The organism is Leisingera sp. MMG026 (assembly GCF_021654205.1).
In the GTDB taxonomy this organism is placed as follows: domain Bacteria; phylum Pseudomonadota; class Alphaproteobacteria; order Rhodobacterales; family Rhodobacteraceae; genus Leisingera.
In genome coordinates this window covers 55,963-72,992 of the sequence record NZ_JAKFZM010000011.1, presented here as the reverse complement: position 1 = coordinate 72,992, position 17,030 = coordinate 55,963, and the positions used below count along the sequence as shown (strand labels likewise).

17 protein-coding genes are annotated in these 17,030 nt (G+C 62.8%); 8 read left to right on the top strand and 9 right to left on the bottom strand.

All coding sequences use genetic code 11. The annotated features are described in order from the left end of the window. Nucleotides 1-106 precede the first annotated feature (106 nt). Entirely contained in the window at nt 107-268 is a 162-nt protein-coding gene (locus tag L1069_RS08015; protein ID WP_164982684.1) for a hypothetical protein, read from the top strand. Nucleotides 269-359: 91 nt separating this feature from the next. Here the strand turns inward: L1069_RS08015 and phbB are convergent, their stop codons facing one another. From phbB to L1069_RS07975, 8 genes are all read right to left on the bottom strand, one after another. Continuing rightward, nucleotides 360-1,082, bottom strand: coding sequence for an acetoacetyl-CoA reductase (gene phbB / locus L1069_RS08010; protein ID WP_129369852.1), 723 nt, complete (start codon nt 1,080-1,082; stop codon nt 360-362). Between the two features lie 188 nt (nt 1,083-1,270). After that, complete coding sequence (locus tag L1069_RS08005; protein WP_129369853.1) at nt 1,271-2,446, bottom strand: acetyl-CoA C-acetyltransferase; 1,176 nt, start codon at nt 2,444-2,446, stop codon at nt 1,271-1,273. Nucleotides 2,447-2,965: 519 nt separating this feature from the next. After that, nucleotides 2,966-3,805 carry an EAL domain-containing protein gene (locus L1069_RS08000; RefSeq protein WP_129369854.1) on the bottom strand — a complete coding sequence of 280 codons (840 nt, stop codon included), beginning with the start codon at nt 3,803-3,805 and terminating at the stop codon, nt 2,966-2,968. 128 nt (nt 3,806-3,933) lie between these two features. Further along, nucleotides 3,934-4,866, bottom strand: coding sequence for a sterol desaturase family protein (locus tag L1069_RS07995; RefSeq protein WP_237455302.1), 933 nt, complete (start codon nt 4,864-4,866; stop codon nt 3,934-3,936). Continuing rightward, complete coding sequence (locus tag L1069_RS07990) at nt 4,863-5,264, bottom strand: hypothetical protein (protein ID WP_237455301.1); 402 nt, start codon at nt 5,262-5,264, stop codon at nt 4,863-4,865. Before L1069_RS07990 ends, L1069_RS07995 begins: the two co-directional genes overlap by 4 nt. Nucleotides 5,265-5,386: 122 nt before the next feature. Next, nucleotides 5,387-5,728 (bottom strand): hypothetical protein, encoded by a 342-nt coding sequence (locus tag L1069_RS07985; protein WP_129369857.1) that lies wholly within the window; start codon nt 5,726-5,728, stop codon nt 5,387-5,389. 86 nt (nt 5,729-5,814) lie between these two features. Next, nucleotides 5,815-6,444, bottom strand: coding sequence for a hypothetical protein (locus L1069_RS07980; RefSeq protein ID WP_237455300.1), 630 nt, complete (start codon nt 6,442-6,444; stop codon nt 5,815-5,817). A gap of 60 nt (nt 6,445-6,504) precedes the next feature. Beyond that, complete coding sequence (locus L1069_RS07975) at nt 6,505-7,068, bottom strand: TlpA disulfide reductase family protein (RefSeq protein WP_237455299.1); 564 nt, start codon at nt 7,066-7,068, stop codon at nt 6,505-6,507. Between the two features lie 22 nt (nt 7,069-7,090). Here L1069_RS07975 and argH point away from each other — a divergent pair, with 22 nt between their 5' ends. The 4 genes from argH to L1069_RS07955 all read left to right on the top strand — a co-directional run bounded on the left by argH (nt 7,091) and on the right by L1069_RS07955 (nt 13,446). Next, nucleotides 7,091-8,485: an argininosuccinate lyase gene (argH, locus tag L1069_RS07970; protein WP_129369860.1), complete on the top strand. Its 1,395-nt coding sequence runs from the start codon at nt 7,091-7,093 to the stop codon at nt 8,483-8,485. A gap of 36 nt (nt 8,486-8,521) precedes the next feature. Continuing rightward, nucleotides 8,522-8,698 (top strand): hypothetical protein, encoded by a 177-nt coding sequence (locus L1069_RS07965; RefSeq protein ID WP_164982685.1) that lies wholly within the window; start codon nt 8,522-8,524, stop codon nt 8,696-8,698. Nucleotides 8,699-9,524: 826 nt separating this feature from the next. Continuing rightward, nucleotides 9,525-10,790, top strand: a complete 1,266-nt coding sequence (gene lysA / locus L1069_RS07960) for a diaminopimelate decarboxylase (protein ID WP_237455298.1) — start codon at nt 9,525-9,527, stop codon at nt 10,788-10,790. A 37-nt stretch (nt 10,791-10,827) separates the two neighbouring features. Further along, nucleotides 10,828-13,446: a TIGR02302 family protein gene (locus L1069_RS07955; RefSeq protein WP_237455297.1), complete on the top strand. Its 2,619-nt coding sequence runs from the start codon at nt 10,828-10,830 to the stop codon at nt 13,444-13,446. A gap of 78 nt (nt 13,447-13,524) precedes the next feature. Here L1069_RS07955 and L1069_RS07950 read toward each other — a convergent pair whose 3' ends face one another. Continuing rightward, nucleotides 13,525-14,490 carry a zinc-ribbon domain-containing protein gene (locus tag L1069_RS07950; RefSeq protein ID WP_237455296.1) on the bottom strand — a complete coding sequence of 322 codons (966 nt, stop codon included), beginning with the start codon at nt 14,488-14,490 and terminating at the stop codon, nt 13,525-13,527. Nucleotides 14,491-14,707: 217 nt separating this feature from the next. Between L1069_RS07950 and L1069_RS07945 the strand changes: the two genes are divergently transcribed. Genes L1069_RS07945 through L1069_RS07935 form a run of 3 tightly spaced genes read left to right on the top strand, consistent with a single transcriptional unit; the run spans nt 14,708 to nt 17,027 of the window. Beyond that, on the top strand, nt 14,708-15,385 hold the full coding sequence (locus L1069_RS07945; protein ID WP_129372837.1) for an ATP-binding cassette domain-containing protein: 678 nt from the start codon (nt 14,708-14,710) through the stop codon (nt 15,383-15,385). Next, nucleotides 15,382-16,281 carry a cell division protein FtsX gene (locus L1069_RS07940; RefSeq protein ID WP_129369863.1) on the top strand — a complete coding sequence of 300 codons (900 nt, stop codon included), beginning with the start codon at nt 15,382-15,384 and terminating at the stop codon, nt 16,279-16,281. The genes L1069_RS07945 and L1069_RS07940 overlap by 4 nt, the downstream gene beginning before the upstream one ends. Then, nucleotides 16,278-17,027: a lysophospholipid acyltransferase family protein gene (locus tag L1069_RS07935; RefSeq protein ID WP_134830616.1), complete on the top strand. Its 750-nt coding sequence runs from the start codon at nt 16,278-16,280 to the stop codon at nt 17,025-17,027. The genes L1069_RS07940 and L1069_RS07935 overlap by 4 nt, the downstream gene beginning before the upstream one ends. The last annotated feature ends 3 nt before the right edge of the window (nt 17,028-17,030 follow it).

Below are 17,030 nucleotides of genomic sequence, written 5' to 3'. Positions count from 1 at the left end.
CAAGTACAGCTTAACTGAACCTGTGCAAAGTCTCGTTTGTGTGTTTGACGGAACGTCTTCATATTGGGTGCAGGTAAAGGATACTGATCCGAAAAGGAGGCCGAAGATGCTGGAATACTCTGCTGATGCCGCCGTGAAGTCTGCCATGGCCCGTGCCCATGCCGAGCGCGGTCAGGTGCTGAAAAATGCGCTGAAACTGGCCTGGACCCGGCTGTTTGGCGCACGGTCTGTGCCAGCCCTCCGCCCCAAGATTTCCCGCTGGGCCTGAGCGCGCTCTGTTTCGAGAAAGGGCACTTACGGGATAGGAAAAGGGCCGGTCCAAATGGACCGGCCCTTGCCGCTTCTTCTGATGTGAAAGATCAGACGAAGAACTGCGCGCCGTTGGCGGAGATGGTCGAGCCGTTGATGAAGCCCGAGTCGTCAGACGCCAGGAAGGCGACGCAGCGGGCAATCTCTTCCGGCTCGCCCAGACGGCCGGCAGGGATCTGGCCAATGATCGACTCGCGTACCTTTTCCGGCACCGCCATCACCATTTCGGTCGCGATATAGCCGGGGCAGATGGCGTTGGCGGTGATGCCTGCGCGCGCACCTTCCTGGGCCAATGATTTCACGATGCCCAGATCGCCCGCCTTGGTCGCGGCATAGTTCACCTGGGCGAACTGGCCCTTCTGGCCGTTGATCGAGGAGATCACGACAACGCGGCCGAACTTACGCTCGCGCATGCCGGGCCAGACCGGATGAACGGTGTTGAAAACGCCGGTCAGGTTGGTGTCGATCACTTCCTGCCACTGCTGCGGCGTCATCTTGTGGAAAGGCGCGTCGCGGGTGATGCCGGCATTGGCGACCACGATGTCGATCGGACCCAAATCCGCTTCGACCTTGGCAATGCCGGCGGCGCTGTCTTCGTAGTTGCCAACATTCCACTTATAGGTCTTGATGCCGGTTTCGTCGGTGAATTTTGCCGCGGCTTCGTCATTGCCGGCATAAGTGGCGGCGACATTGCAGCCCTGCGCCTTCAGCGCTTGGGAAATTGCTGCGCCGATGCCGCGGGAGCCGCCGGTGACGAGTGCAGTACGTGCCATTCAAGAATCCTCCAGTATTAGTCTCTTGGTAATCTTGCTACAGTTTTCATTTTGCGGGCGCAACAATATTGCGTGGTGATTTTTCTGCGGTGCCGCAAGAAAATTGTCGCACCCACAGTATATACTTGTTTTGTAAAAGAAAAAGGACGCCGCAGGGGCGTCCTTCACTTTTTGCGGTTTTGTGCCGGTTACGGGCGTTCAACGCACAATGCAACGCCCATGCCGCCGCCGATGCACAGGGTGGCCAGGCCTTTTTTGGCACCGCGGCGTTTCATTTCGAACAGCAGCGTGTTCAGCACCCGGCAGCCCGAGGCGCCGATCGGGTGGCCGATGGCAATGGCGCCGCCGTTCACGTTCACAATCGACGGATCCCAGCCCATGTCCTTGTTCACGGCACAGGCCTGCGCGGCAAAGGCCTCGTTGGCTTCGACCAGATCCAGGTCGCCAACCGACCAGCCGGCCTTTTCCAGCGCCTTGCGCGAGGCATAGATCGGGCCAACGCCCATGATCGACGGGTCCAGGCCGGCCGTGGCATAAGACGCGATGCGGGCCAGCGGCTCGATGCCGCGCTTTTCGGCTTCATCGGCGCTCATCAGCAGGGTGGCGGCGGCGCCGTCGTTCAGGCCCGAGGCATTGGCAGCGGTGACAGATCCGTCCTTGGCAAAGGCCGGACGCAGTTTCTGCATCGCTTCCATGGTGGCGCCGTGACGGATGTATTCGTCCTGGTCCACAACAATGTCGCCCTTGCGGTGCTTGACGGTGAAGGCGGCGATCTCATCGGCGAATTTGCCGGCTTTCTGCGCCGCTTCCGCCTTGTTCTGCGAAGCCACGGCAAACTCGTCCTGCATCTCGCGGGAGATCTGCCACTGCTCGGCCACGTTCTCGGCGGTCTGGCCCATGTGGTAGCCGTTGAAAGCGTCCCACAGACCGTCGCGGATCATGGTGTCGATATATTTCATATCGCCCATCTTCTGGCCGGCCCGCAGATGTGCTGCATGGGGGCTGAGGGTCATGTTCTCCTGGCCGCCGGCGGCGACGATCGAGGCATCGCCCAGCATGATGTGCTGTGCGCCCAGTGCCACGGCACGCAGGCCCGAACCGCACACCTGGTTAAGGCCCCAGGCGGCGCTTTCCTGCGGCAGACCGGCGTTGATATGTGCCTGACGGGCCGGGTTCTGGCCCTGTGCGGCGGTCAGAACCTGGCCAAGGATGGTTTCCGAGACTTCGGATTTGTCCACGCCGGCCCGCTCTACCACGGCTTCCAGCACGGCTGCGCCCAGATCGTGGGCAGGGGTGTTGGCGAATGAGCCGCCAAAGGAGCCGACGGCGGTGCGCGCGGCGGATGCAATTACAACATTGGTCATTGATTTCTGGTCCTCTGCCATCAATTCAGGTCTTCCGGGGATCTTTGCGCGCGGGATGCGAAATCGGGCGCGCAACAATCTTTCCCGTATCCTCCGGGTGCCGACATAATCTATTGCTGCATGTGCAGCAATTGACAGGGTGTCTCAGGGGGGGGCCGCAGAGTCAACCGCCAGAAACGCCTCGCGGCACAGGATTCCCGTCAGTCGGAGGAGAACCTTCCGCAAAGCAGCGAAACAACACGCAAACTGCGTCAGCAGCCTGGTCTTTGATTGCGCTGGAATAGCAGGGCTGGCAGGTCAGGGACTATGATGTGAATACGATAGAGGCAGCGCACGGAAACCTTGCCCTTCTCAGGGCGCTTTTGCGGCGCCTCGGTCGGGTTGGGGCTGGGCCGGGCAAGCAGCTTTCCTGCCCTCAACTGCGTCCTGAACATCCTCGCACCGTGAATGGGGGCCATGTGAACCTGCTGATCAGGGAGGTTTCCGCGACCGTCTGCGGTGTCAGCTCCCCTGGCGTGTTCAGCTTGCCTCCCGGCGCTGCTTCATGTCCTCAATCCAAGGCGGCGAGACGGAAGGCGCGCCAAACAGGTAGCCTTGCAGGCAATCAACGCCGTTTTCGACCAGGAATTCCGCATCCTCCTGGCTTTCCACCGATTCCGCGACGGTGAACATGTCAAATTGCTTGGCAATGCCGACCAGGGCGCGGACAACGGACTGGTTGTCATGGCTGGTGTGAATACCGCGCACGAATTGGCCGTCGATCTTGACCGCATCAAAGAAGAACTGGCGGAAATGGCCGATCGCGGTGGTGCTGGCGCCGAAATTGTCCAGCGCAAAGGCAATCCCGTGCTGTTGCATCCGCCCCATGAAATCCGTCACCAGTTCCGGTGCCGCCATCGCCGAAGCCTCGGATATCTCCAGCACCAGCCGCTCGCCCAGTGTTGCATCGCGTTTCAGGAACCGGTCCAACACGTTTACCCAGCGCTGATAGCCGATGGAGCGGGCCGACATGTTCACAGACAGGCGGATCCGCGGGTATTTATCCAACGCCCGCAATCCATGCTGCAGGGCAAGGCAGTCCATCTCGCGGCCGATTTCCTTTTCTTCGACCACATGCATGAATTCCCGGGCGGGAATCACCCGGCCAGTCGGATCCAGCACCCGGATGTACCCCTCGTAAAACGCCACTCCATGCGGTGCCATTGCCTGCATGACGGGCTGATAGGCCAGCACGGTCTGATTGTGGCGCACCGCATCTGCAACCATGTCCAGGGTGGAGCGGTCGCGGCCGGTCACCGCTGCATTCAGCGGGTTTTCAGAGCCTTCGGGTAATTCTGCATTGGCGTTGAGTTTGGTCATGTGCTGCTGGGGCCCTGTTCCGGCAAAGGTGTGGCACAGTATGGTGCTCCCGGCAGTTTCACGCAAAAGGGTTGAAGCGGAATTAAAGTTCGAATTTGAATGATTTGCCAGATGCCGCCGCGGTAAGCTTAGCCGTCAAAGCCGGGGGTGCCTGCATCTTCGGGGTGGCGGGCGAGGTGGTCGGCCTTGATCCCTGCTGAGGTGCTGCGGCTGCCATCGTGGCTGTAACCCGGCGGTGCAAAAGCATAGAGAAACCGCTGTTTCCAGCTGAGGCCGGGCTGGGCCATGTCTTTGAAAATGCCCGCCCATTCATGAAAGGCGACGCGCAGGGGATTGAAAGTGGCGATGTTGTGGACCAGGCCGAAATCGGGGCGGTCGTGATCCTGCTCGGGCACAAATGTGCCGAAAATCCTGTCCCAGATAATGAAAACGCCGGCATAGTTGCAATCCAGGTAGCGGGCATTGCGGCCGTGATGGGCGCGGTGGTGGCTGGGGGTGTTCATCACCGCCTCGAACCAGCGCGGCAGGCGGTTTATCGTCTCGGTATGAATCCAGAACTGGTAGATCAGGTTCAACCCGCCGCAAAACAGCACCAGCGCCGGATGGAACCCAAGCAGAACCATCGGCGCCTTTACCACCATCATGAAGGTGAAGGTCCCGGTCCAGGTCTGCCGCAGCGCGGTTGTCAGGTTGTAGTGCTGGCTGGAGTGATGATTCACGTGGGACGCCCAGACCCAGCGGATCCTGTGGCCGAAGCGATTCACCCAGTAATAGCGCAGATCGTCCAGCACAAAACAAACCAGCACTGCCCATAGGGACGTGCCCATGTCCAGTGGCGTGATCCGCCACAGCAGCATCAGAAAACCCCAGGCGGCAAAGCCCAGCAGCAGCCCTTCGGCGACGCTGCCCGCGCCCATGATCAGCGAGGTGACCGCATCGCGCGTCTCATACCGCCCGCCGCGCCGTTTCAAGGCGATCCACAACAGTTCTGCGAGGATGGCGGCGATGAAGAACGGTACTGCCAGCTGGGTGGCATCGGGGTAAGAGATTGTTCCGGTCATACGGCCTCCTGAGCGGCGGCGGCGATCAGCGCCTGCCAGTGGGCGCGCTCGGTGCCCGTCAGTGCCAAAGACAGGGCCGGGGCGCTGAAGTCTTTAAAGTCAAAGCGCAAACCGGCCGGGCTTGGGGACACGGCGGCAGCGTGCAGATGCCGGGCGACGGTGTCAGCGCCAAAAGCCCAGACCAGGCCCGGGCCGCTTTGGGCCGCAACCAGCGCGGCATGGCCGCCTGCCGCGGGCAGCACATCGCGGATGCTGTCGCCGGGGCAGTGCCGCAGCCAGGCTTTGCGCGCAGTCTCCGTGGTCAGCACAGCGCGTTCAGACCGTCCCGACAGATGCAGGATTACGGCAATTGCGGATATCCCGCCCGCAACCAGGGCCAGCAGCAGTTCAAGCGGCATTTTGTCCTCCCGCAGGGCAGACTGGCGGGAGGGCAGGCCCCTGTCAAAGGTGGCGTGGGGTCAAGCGGTTCCTGTCCCGCCTGCAGGGAAGGGCGGGTAAACCGCGCGCCGGCGCTTCTGGATTAAACCGTGGCAGCCGTGCGCTGCGGCTTTGCCAGAACCTGCATCTGCACCACTTGTTCAACAAAGGGCACCAGCCCTTCGGGTCCTGAAGACCGGTCCTTCAAATGGATGCAGACGTCCGGGCGCAGCGCCGCAATGATGCCGATGAGGTCGCCGCGGATCTGGTCGTCCAGGCCCGCGCCCATGATCACGCATTCGATACGCGGTTCGGTTTCCAGCTGGCGCACCACCTCGGGCTGGTCATGCGCGCCCAGCCAGTGGATCGGCAGATGGTCCAGCTCCTCAGCCACATTGCCAATCACATGCGGCAGCTTGCCGATCAGTAACACAACAGGTTTCATTTTACTCTCCACCCTACATACAGGCGCCGTTTCGGGACGTCCCTCAAGGAGGAAGTAGCGCAAAATCCTGCCGGGTCAGGGGGCGGCTACGGCTGGGTTATATGGATAACACGGCAATTGTCGCGTTTTTGTTCAATAACATTCTGAACAAAGAACGCTGTGTTATCCCGTGCTGTATTTGAGACGCCCTGCCGACAGAATTTCAGGGCACCAGCGGTTGCCTCGATTTCCGTATCTCGGTTCCAAACATGGCCCGTGTCGCCGTTCTCTGTCATCGCAAAGGCGCCGTATTTCCCTTTGACTTGCCTTTGTTGGTATTTCCGGAAGGCGATGTTTCCGTGCTGGCTTAGGGTTGTGCCGTCGTCGGCCGCTGGCTTCTTTGGGGTGATCGTTGCATGGAGTTTGCACTGCGACGGCCGTTGTGATTTCAACCGGCAAGACTTTCTTGCATAGTAAACTGCAAGCTCAAGGCTTGTAGTTTCTGCAATGCTGCCTACTAGATCCTCCTCGAGGTTGACAAACATCGCAGCATAGAAATCAGCGTGTTTTTTGAAGGAGGAGAATTTCTTCTTGGCATCCCCTTTTAAGCGGAAAGAAGAGTGAACCGTCACCTTGGAACGATATCCCTCGAGCAGGACTTCTTCTGCTTGAAGGGAAGCCGTGTTTGTAAATAGCACAGTTGCAATCGCCGCGATGCCTGCAATGAATCTAGTCAAAGTAGTCTCCTGGAGCCGGTAGTCCGGCCCCAAGCTACTCATTTGACTGTCAATCGCAAGCTACTCTGACGCGATCATCGCCTTCACGATCTCCTTGGCGCTGTCCGAGTTCCACTCGGCATCACCCAGCAGCCGCGCCACTTCCTTGCCTTCGCGGTCCAGCAGCACTGTGATCGGCAGTCCGATCACCGCCATCTCGCGCGCCAGTGCCTGTTTCGGGTCCTGGTGGCGGGGCAAGTTGGTGATGCCGTTCTCGTCAAAGAACTTCTGGATGCCCGCGGGAGAGTTGCGCCCGGTGGCAATGGTCAGCACTTCGAAATCCTCGCCGCCGAATTCCTCCTGCAGTTCAGCTAGCTGCGGCATTTCCTTGCGGCAGGGTGCGCACCAGGTGGCCCAGAAGTTCAATAGCACCACCTTGCCCTGGTAATCCTCCAGGCTGGCTGTGCCGCCACCGTCGGCCAGCTCAAACGCGGCGGCGGATACATCCCGCGGCTCGGAATGCACGACCAGGCGGCGGAGGCTGTCTTCACGCAAGCCCTCCAGTTGCGCCTGATCCGCGGCAACCGCGGCATTTGCACCCAAGGCGAGGGCCATATAAAGGGAAAGCTGACGAAACAGACGCATATTATCTCCGGGGTTCCACACCATGACAGATCAATCCTCGAACCAGATGTGGGGCGGCCGCTTTGCCGCAGGTCCCGACGCGATCATGGAGGCGATCAATGCCTCGATCGGGTTCGACAAGCGGATGGCAGCACAGGACATCGCAGGCTCAAGGGCCCATGCGGCAATGTTGGCCGCAGCAGGCGTTATTACGGATAATGATGCTGAGGCCATTCGGGAAGGGCTGCTCACCGTTTTGTCAGAGATCGAGGGTGGAACTTTTCAGTTTTCAACCGCACTTGAAGACATCCACATGAATGTGGAGGCGCGGCTGAAGGAAATCATCGGCGAGCCTGCGGGCCGTCTGCACACGGGCCGCTCGCGCAATGACCAGGTGGCAACCGATTTCAAACTTTGGGTGCGCGATCAGCTGGACGCGGCGGAATCGGGTCTGCTGGCGCTGATCCGGGCGCTTCTGTCGCAGGCTGAGGCGGGCGCTGACTGGGTGATGCCGGGCTTCACCCATCTGCAGACTGCGCAGCCCGTCACCTGGGGCCACCATATGATGGCATATGTGGAAATGTTCGGCCGTGATCTGTCCCGCGTGCGTGACGCCCGCGCACGGATGAACGAATCGCCTCTGGGTGCGGCGGCGCTGGCAGGCACGTCTTTCCCGATCGACCGCGACATGACAGCAGAGGCGCTGGGCTTTGACCGCCCGGCAGCCAACTCGCTGGATGCGGTCAGCGACCGCGATTTTGCGCTGGAATTCCTGTCTGTGGCCTCGATCAGCGCAGTGCATCTCAGCCGCTTTGCCGAGGAGCTGGTGATCTGGTCCTCGGCCCAGTTCCGGTTCGTGACCCTGTCGGATCGCTTCTCCACCGGCTCGTCAATCATGCCGCAAAAGAAGAACCCGGATGCTGCTGAGCTGATCCGCGCCAAGGTGGGCCGCATTTTCGGTGCCAATACCGCGCTGATGATGGTGATGAAGGGGCTGCCCTTGGCCTATTCCAAGGACATGCAGGAAGATAAGGAACAGGTCTTTGATGCTGCCGACAACTGGATGCTGGCGCTGGCGGCGATGGAAGGCATGGTAAAAGACATGACCGGCAACCGCGAAAGTCTGGCGGCGGCGGCCGGCTCCGGCTTCTCCACTGCCACCGATCTGGCCGACTGGATGGTGCGGGTGCTGAAGGTGCCGTTCCGCGACGCCCATCATGTGACCGGCACGCTGGTTGCGATGGCCGAAAGCCGCGGCTGCGACCTGCCGGACCTTTCGCTTGCAGACATGCAGGGTGTCCATGCAGAGATCACCCAAGATATCTTCACTGTGCTTGGCGTTGAGAATTCGGTAAACTCGCGCATGTCTTATGGCGGCACCGCGCCGGCGCAAGTGCGTGCGCAGATCGCCCGCTGGACAGAGATGCTGGCAAGCTGAGGCCGCGAGGCGCGGCCCGCGGCAAGGAGGCAGATAATGCGCAACATAATCTTTGCATTGCTTGGTCTGGCGGTTCTGGCCGCCTGCGGTGTCGATGGCGAACCGGTGCAGCCGACACTGAACGCCGGTGTCGGCGTCGGGGACAGTGGTGTCCACGTGGGCGGCGCGGTCGGGCTGCACAAGGGGCCGGTCAGTGTTTTCCTGGGGTTCTAGCAGCCCGCGCACTTGACGCGGTGCCCTTGACACACCACCTCTGAACCGTCTCAGCCGACCGCTGGGACGGTTTTCATTAGGGGATTTTGTGATGAAATCTGCAGTTGTATTTCTGTGCCTGATTGGGCTTGCAGCCTGCGATACCGGACCGCAGGCATCTAAACCGCTGCAAAAGCAAGAACCCGCAGCAACCGGGGTGTCGGTTTCCGGATATGGCCGGGTCGGGGTTTCTCATACGTTTTAGACGCAAGCCTTCTTGCCGTTTGGCCCTTCGGTCCGTCCGGTTGCTGTTTTCTGCTGTCCGTTCTGCAATAAAGTGCTGAGCTTCAGCAATAAGGAATGGCGCCGCCGCCATGGAGGCGGGACGGGAGGTTCCGCCCGCACGCTGAGCGTTGTCTCTGCATGCCCTTGCCAAAGGGCCCGGTTCCAATGTGCCGGGGGTGTCAGGCCCAGCGGTGACCGCGATCAGAAAGCATGATGGCATCCGCCGTTTGAAATCACCTGAGGAAGGGGTGCGCCGGCCGCGCAACGCCGCGCAACGCCGCGTTTGCCGCAGCCGTTTCGCAGTGAGTATCTCGGGAAAGATGAAGGCTGGCTTTCGGTGTTTTCATCTTTCCGCAAATACTCAATTCCCGGCGCACGTGCGGAATGAATCGCCTGCAGGTTATGACGCAGCCCGCCACGCGCCAGCGCGGCGCCAGGCCCAACGGGCGCGGGCGCATCTTTGATGCGTCTGCGGCGGGCGGGAGGGCCGCTTTGTGTCTGCCGGGGCGCGCGGAGCGGAATCATTTGATCCGTCTGCCCCTTTTGCCCTAAACGCGGGGCCATGGATCATTTTCTCTACCGCGACGGCGCGCTTTTCGCCGAAGACGTTCCCATCTCCGAGATCGCCGCGGCGGTGGGCACTCCGTTCTATGTCTATTCCACCGCAACTCTGCTGCGCCACTTCCGCCTGTTTGACGAGGCGCTGGAGGGCACTGAGCACTTGGTCTGCTATGCGATGAAGGCCGCCAGCAATCAGGCGATCCTTAAAACTTTGGCCGGGGCCGGGGCGGGCATGGATGTGGTCAGCCAGGGCGAATACCTGCGGGCCAAGGCCGCAGGGGTTCCGGGGGACAGGATTGTTTTTTCCGGCGTCGGCAAGACGGCAGAGGAAATCCGGGTGGCCCTGACCGGCGGCATCCGCCAGTTCAACGTCGAATCCGAGCCGGAAATGGAAGTGATCAGTGCCGTGGCGCTGGAGCTGGGCCTTGTTGCCCCCATCACCATCCGGGTCAACCCGGATGTGGACGCCAAGACCCATGCCAAAATCGCCACCGGCAAATCCGAGAATAAATTCGGCATCCCGATTGCCCGGGCGCGGGACGTCTATGCCCGCGCCGCCGCCTTGCCAGGGTTGGATGTGGTCGGGATTGACGTTCACATCGGTTCGCAGCTGACCGATCTGGAACCGTTCCGGCTTGCCTATCAAAAGGTGGCGGAGCTAACGGAGATCCTGCGCAGCGAAGGCCACGATATCCGCCGTCTGGATCTGGGCGGCGGTCTTGGCATTCCCTATGAGCGCTCCAATTTCGCGCCGCCGCTGCCGGTGGAATACGGCAAGATGGTCAAGGAGACGCTGGGCCATCTGGGCTGCGAAATCGAGATTGAGCCAGGGCGGCTGATTGCCGGCAACGCGGGCCAGCTGGTGTCCAAGGTGATCTATGTGAAATCGGGCGAAGGCCGTGATTTCCTGATCCTGGATGCTGCGATGAACGACCTGATCCGCCCGGCGATGTATGAGGCGCATCACGATATCGTGCCGGTGCAGGAGGCTGCGCCAGGTGTCGAGAGCCGGCCATATGACATTGTCGGGCCTGTTTGCGAAACCGGCGATACCTTTGCCAAGCAGCGCGATCTGCCGCCCCTGGCGGCGGGCGATCTGGTTTCTTTCCGCAGTGCCGGTGCTTACGGCGCGGTGATGGCGAGCGAGTACAATTCGCGCCCGCTGATCCCCGAAGTGCTTGTGCATGGGGATCAATTTGCGGTTATTCGCCGGCGGCCGGACTATGAAGAGATGATAAACCGCGATACCATTCCGGAGTGGCTCTGACGCGATCCGGCGCGGGCCATCAGAACGTGAGGCCCGTATGTCCTTGTTCCGCCGAGATGACCGGCAGGCCGATCCGGTCCTGAAACGCCTGCGCTGGCCTATGCTGCTGACGCAGGCCTCACTTGTGGCCGAACGTGCGATGCGGGCCTTCTGGCCGCTGGCCTCGGTGCTGATGACGGGGCTGGCGGCGCTGATGCTGGGCTTGCATTTGCTGCTGCCGGAAACAGCGGTTTGGGCTGGTTCAATTGTTATTGTTGTGAGTGCCGCAGCTGCCGCGGGCTGGGGCGCCTGGAGGTTCAGCTGGCCAGCCCGGGGCGAGGCTTTGGCGCGTCTGGACGAAACCCTGCCGGGGCGGCCGGTTGCAGCGATGCTGGACACCCAGGCTGCCGGGGCAGAGGATGCCGCCTCGATCGCCTTGTGGAACGCGCATCAGCGCCGGATGGCTGAGGCCGCGGCACAGGCACGGGCGCCTGCACCGGATCTGAACGTTGCCGCAGCGGACCCTTACGCGTTGCGGTACATTGCGGGGCTGTTTCTGGCGGTGGCGCTGCTGTTCGGCTCGATCTGGCAAGCAGTGTCGATCAAGGAGCTGGGAGCGGACGGCGCAACCGTCCTCAGCGGACCGGCCTGGGAAGGCTGGGCAGAGCCGCCCGCCTATACCCGCCTGCCGGTTCTGTATTTGAACGATCAAGCCGGAGGCATCTTGAAACTGCCGGAAGGCAGCCGCGTCACCCTGCGGTTCTATGGCGAGGCGGGGGCGCTAAACCTGACGCAGAGCGTCACAGGCCAAAGCACAGAACAGCCGCCGGACTTGGACGGTGCGATCGAATTCGACGTCATCCGCAGCGGCTCAGTTTCAATTGATGGCTCCGGCGGACGCAGCTGGCAGGTGGAGGTGATCCCGGATCATCCGCCCAAAGTCGCGGTTGCGGGCCAGCCGGAGCTGGAAAACGACGGCTACACAACGCTGGCCTTTGCGGCTCGCGATGACTATGGCGTCGCCGCGGGTCAGGTCCGGATTGCACTGGATCTGGCTGCGGTGGAGCGGCGACACGGCCTGGCCGCAGAACCCGACCCGCGCGAGGCGCTGGTGCTGGATCTGCCGCTGCCGTTGTCAGGCTCGCGCAAGGAATTCACCGAAAAACTGATCGAGGATTTCGCCCGGCACGCTTGGGCCAACCTGCCGGTGGTCTTTACCTTTTCGGCGGTTGATGAGGCCGGGCAATCGGCCGCAGCGGCGGGCTTTGGCACCGAGCTTGTCACCCGCCGTTTTTTTGATCCGCTGGCGGCTGCGGTGATCGAGCAGCGCCGGGATCTGCTGTGGTCGCGCGCAAATGCGCCGCGGGTGGCGCAAATCCTGCGCACCCTGTCGCACCGCCCCGAAGACCTGTTCCGCGACTATGGCGGTTACCTGCGGCTGCGCACCATCCTGCGGCGGCTTGAAAGTTATACCGTGCAGGGCAGCATTCCCGAGCCGCAACAGGCGGAAATTACCGCGGCGCTGTGGGATCTTGCAATCCAGCTGGAAGAGGGCGACGTGGGCGATGCGCTGGAACGGATGCAGCGGGCGCAGGAACGGCTGAGCCAGGCCATGCGCGATGGTGCCAGCGATCAGGAGATCGCCCAATTGATGCAAGAGCTGCGCGAGGCGACCCAGGACTATATGCGCCAGCTGAGCCGGCAGGCAGAGGCGAACGGCGAGGTGATGGAGCCGGGCGAGATGCCCGAGGACATGATGACCCTCAGTCAGGATGACCTGCAAGCGATGATGGACCGCATCCAGGAGCTGATGGAGCAGGGCCGCATGGCCGAAGCCGAGCAGGCGCTGCGCGAGTTTCAGGAAATGATGGAAAACATGCGGATGACCCGCGCGCAGCAGGGGCAGGGCCAGGGCGACGAGGGCCGCCAGGCGATGGAGGGGCTTGGCGAAACCCTGCGGGAGCAGCAGGGGCTTTCCGATCAGGCCTTCCGCGACCTGCAGGAACAGTTCAACCCCGGCGCCCGCAGCGGCGAGAGCCAGGGCAACGAAGGCCGCGATGGCGGTCTGGGCCGCGGCCAGAGCCATCAGGGCGGGCAGGGCGGTGACAGCGGCCAGGACGGGCAGGGCAGCGACGGCGCCGACAGCCGCAATCCCGAAGGTTCCGGCCCTGATGGCCGCGAGCAGCCGGGCGCGGCCGGCTCGCTTGCTGACCGCCAGCAGGCCCTGCGCCGGCAATTGCAGCGCCAGCAGGAGGGATTGCCCTATCTGGACGGTGAGGCCGGCGACGCCGCCCGCGAAGCCCTGGACCGGGCGGGCCGGGCGATGGAGGGTGCCGAGGACGCGCTGCGCGGCGGTGATATGGCCGAAGCGATTGACCAGCAGTCCGAGGCGATGGAAGCGCTGCGCGAAGGCATGCGCAACCTAGGCGAAGCACTGGCACAGCGCGAAGACGGCCAGCGCAACGGCCAGGGGCAGCCTTCGGCTACGGCTGAGGGCGAGCGGCTGGACCCGCTGGGACGCAGCAATGGATCGGTGGACGATGGCGGCAAGGTGGGAGAGGGCAATGCCTATCGCCGCGCCTGGAACCTGCTGGAGGACATCCGCCGCCGGGCAGGAGAGCGTGAGCGCAGCGAGCGGGAGCGCAATTACCTGCAACGGCTGCTGGACAGGTTCTGAAACCCGGCCGCCAGCGGCAACCGGATGTCTTAAACGCCAGGAAAAGAATGCTGACCGGACGGCGTTACTGGGGCGGCGTTACTGGGTGCTGGTTAGGGATCTGACCTGGCCATCCAGCCACAGCCGCATCTGATCCACCCAGCCGACATAACTGCTGAGTGCCGGATCCGCTTGCGGCAGTTTTTCCGAGATCAGCGGCGCGTTGTCATAGACCATGACCAGCATCAATGCGGCAATCACCGACAGTGAAAACCCGCGGGCAAAGCTGCTTTTGCGCCGCACCGGCGGTTCTTCCGAGGCGGCCTGCGGTGCAGGGGCCGCACTGCCTGCAGAGCGCAAAGTTGAATTGATTTCTTCGATATCCGGCAGCAATTCCTTGCGCGAGCCGGTTTCAGCTGCGGCCAGCTGGCGCGGGTCTTCACCGCGGATACGGGCCATCCGGTCGCGGGCCTGGCGGCTGCGGCGGGCGGCCTCGTCTTCCGGGGTTGTGGCTTCTTCGAGGCCCAGATCAGGTTGCGTTTCCAGGCTGTGGCCCTCTGCCGCCCGCAGCGAGGCTTCGCGCTCGGCCTCCTCGCGCAGGATATCGGACAAGGCAGGATCCAGAGCACGGGTCCGCTGCGGCGCTGGCGGCGCCGCGGGCTCCTCGTCCGCGGCCTCCGTTTCATCCGCACCCGGCTGGCCGTCCGGATCATCCTCTGCGCGGGTCTCCGGTGCGCCGGCTGCGGGCTCCGCCGGATCCTGCGGCTCCGGAACAGGTGCAGGGGCGGCGTCCGGGATTTCACCTGCGGATTGGTCCGGGGATTCACCTGGGACGTCCCCGGGCATGTCCGGCTCAGGGTGTTCTTCTGCTGCTTGCGAAAGTGCTTCGCCGTTTGCGCCCGTGTCCGGCGCGTCTTGCCCAGCGGTGCGTGCTGCAACAGCCCCCGCTGCCGCCTGAAACCAGGTCTGGCCGCAATTGGAACACTGCACATCCCGGCCTTCGTCGGGGATCACGTCCTCGGGAACTTCGTACTGGGCTGCACAATTCGGGCAGGTCAGGCGCATCATGCTCTCCTCGGCACCATCCTGCCGGCCAGCAGGCGGCAGGTTGTTTTTCAAGGGATTATATGCAGGCCGGCGGTCCGGTGAAAGAGTCAATTGCCGTTGCCGCCCCGGCGCGGCGGCGGCGGGGGTTTCCTGGCAACAGAGCCCCATTGAAACTGCTGATCCCTTGGGGCAAAACACCGGAGCGCCATTTTTGCGGCGCAATCGGGGGGCAGCGGTGATCGAGCTGGAGAACGTGGGCTATAATTACGGCGGCGGCGAGCTGCTGGATGCGGTGTCAGTGCAGCTGGCGCCAGGTTCTTTTCATTTCCTGACCGGCCCGTCCGGCGCAGGCAAGACGACGCTCTTGAAACTGTGTTATGGCGCGCTGATGCCGACCTCGGGCCGGGTGCGCGCCTTCAATATGGATGTAAAGGGGCTGGACCGCGATCAGATGGCCCATCTGCGCCGCCGCGTCGGGGTCGTGCACCAGGATTGCCGGTTCCTGGACCATTTGCCGGTGATTGAGAATATCGCCCTGCCGCTGCTGGTCTCCGGGCGGGAGCTGACGCATGAGGAACCCAACCTGCGCGAGCTGCTGAATTGGGTCGGCCTGTCCGAACGTGCCCATGCGCTGCCGCCGGAATTGTCGGGCGGTGAGCGGCAGCGGGCGGCGCTGGCCCGGTCAGTCATCCTGTCGCCGGATGTGATTATCGCGGATGAACCGACGGGTAACGTGGACTGGGAAATGTCGCAGCGGCTGCTGCAGCTGCTGGTCGAGCTGAACCGGATGGGCAAGACCATTCTGGTGGCAACCCATGATCTGTCGCTGATCCGGGCGGCCAAGAACCAGGTGCAGGCCCGGGTGCTGCGGATCTCCAACCGGCAATTGCAGCTGGCGGGGGCGGACCTATGACCGAGGGCAAACTGCGCAAGCTGATCCTGGGCGATACCCAGGCCAACCGGGTGGTGCCGCCAAGCGGCTTTACCGCCCATCTGACGCTTTTTGTTTCCGCCGCGATGGCCTTTCTTGCTGTCTTTGCGCTGGCGCTGTCGATGGCCTCCGGGCGGCTGGCAGACCAATGGGCCTCAGAGCTGGCGCGGGCTGCAACCCTGCGCATCAACGCGCCGGCAGAGCAGCGCGCGGCACAGACCGAGGCGGCGCTGGAAATCCTGCGCCAGACACCGGGTGTGGCTACCGCCCGCGCGCTGTCGGGAGAGGAGCAGGCGGCGCTGCTGGCGCCCTGGTTCGGCTCCAGCCTGCCGGTTGGCAGCCTGCCGCTGCCGCAGCTGATCGAAGTCACAAGCGAGGATCCCGGATATGACGCTGCCGGGCTGCGCCTGCGGCTGCAGGCCGAAGTGCCGGGCGCGGTTCTGGATGACCATACCCGCTGGCGCGCGCCGCTGGTCGATGCCGCCCGGTCGCTGCGCAGGCTGGCTTGGGTGTCGATCCTGCTGATCGGCAGCGCAACGGCGGCAATGATCACCCTTGCCGCCAATGCGGCCCTTGCCGCCAATGCGCAAGTGATCGAGGTTCTGCGGCTGGTCGGGGCGCTGGACAGCTATATCGCCCAGGCTTTTATACGCCGCTTTACTCTGCGCGCCTTAAGCGGCGCTGCAGCGGGGGTGGCCCTTGGCATGATTGGCGTCTGGCTGATGCCGGAAGCCTCGGATGAAGGCGGCTTCCTGACCGGTCTCGGCTTTCAGGGCTGGGGCTGGCTGGTACCGCTGGTGATCCCGGTACTTGGCGCGCTGGTGGCTTTTGCCGCCACCACCCGTGCCGCCACCAAACGTTTGGGAGCACTGTCGTGAAAAACCCGGTTCAATGGCTGCGTTCAGCGGTCTTTCTGCTGCAGATGTATCTGGCAATGCTGGTGCTGGGGCTGTTGTTTGCTCCTTGGGCCGCAGTATCCCCCAAGGGTGCGCGCACGGCCTGTAAGTCTTATGCGCGCTGGGTCCTGTGGACCGCGCGCTGGATGGTTGGCATTCAGACCGAAGTCCGTGGCCAGGTGCCCTCTGGGGAAGTGATTGTCGCCGCCAAGCATCAAAGTTTCCTGGATATCCTGATCATCTTCAACGCTGTACCCTCGGCCCGCTTCATCATGAAGCGCGAATTGATGTGGACCCCGGTGATCGGTGTTTATGCCAAGCGTCTGGGCTGTGTGCCAGTCAACCGCGGTCGGCGCGGGTCGGCCATTGCCAAGATGGTCAAGGATGTCGCCGCGCAAAGCCGCGAGCCGGGCCAGCTGATCATCTATTCCCAAGGCACCCGCGTGGCCCCCGGTGCCCGCAAGCCTTACAAGATAGGTACTGCAGTGCTTTATGAGGGGCTGAGCCAGCCCTGCGTGCCGGCCGCCACCAATGTCGGCGTATTCTGGCCGCGCAAGGGTATTTACCGCAAGCCTGGCCTTGCAGTGGTGGAGTTCCTGGAACCGATGCAACCGGGGAGCAGCCGCGACGAATTTATGGCGCAGCTGGAAATGCGGGTAGAAAGCCGGTCGGATGATCTGATGCGGGAAGCCGGGTTTGACCCGGGCACGGCTGAGCAACGGGCCTGACCA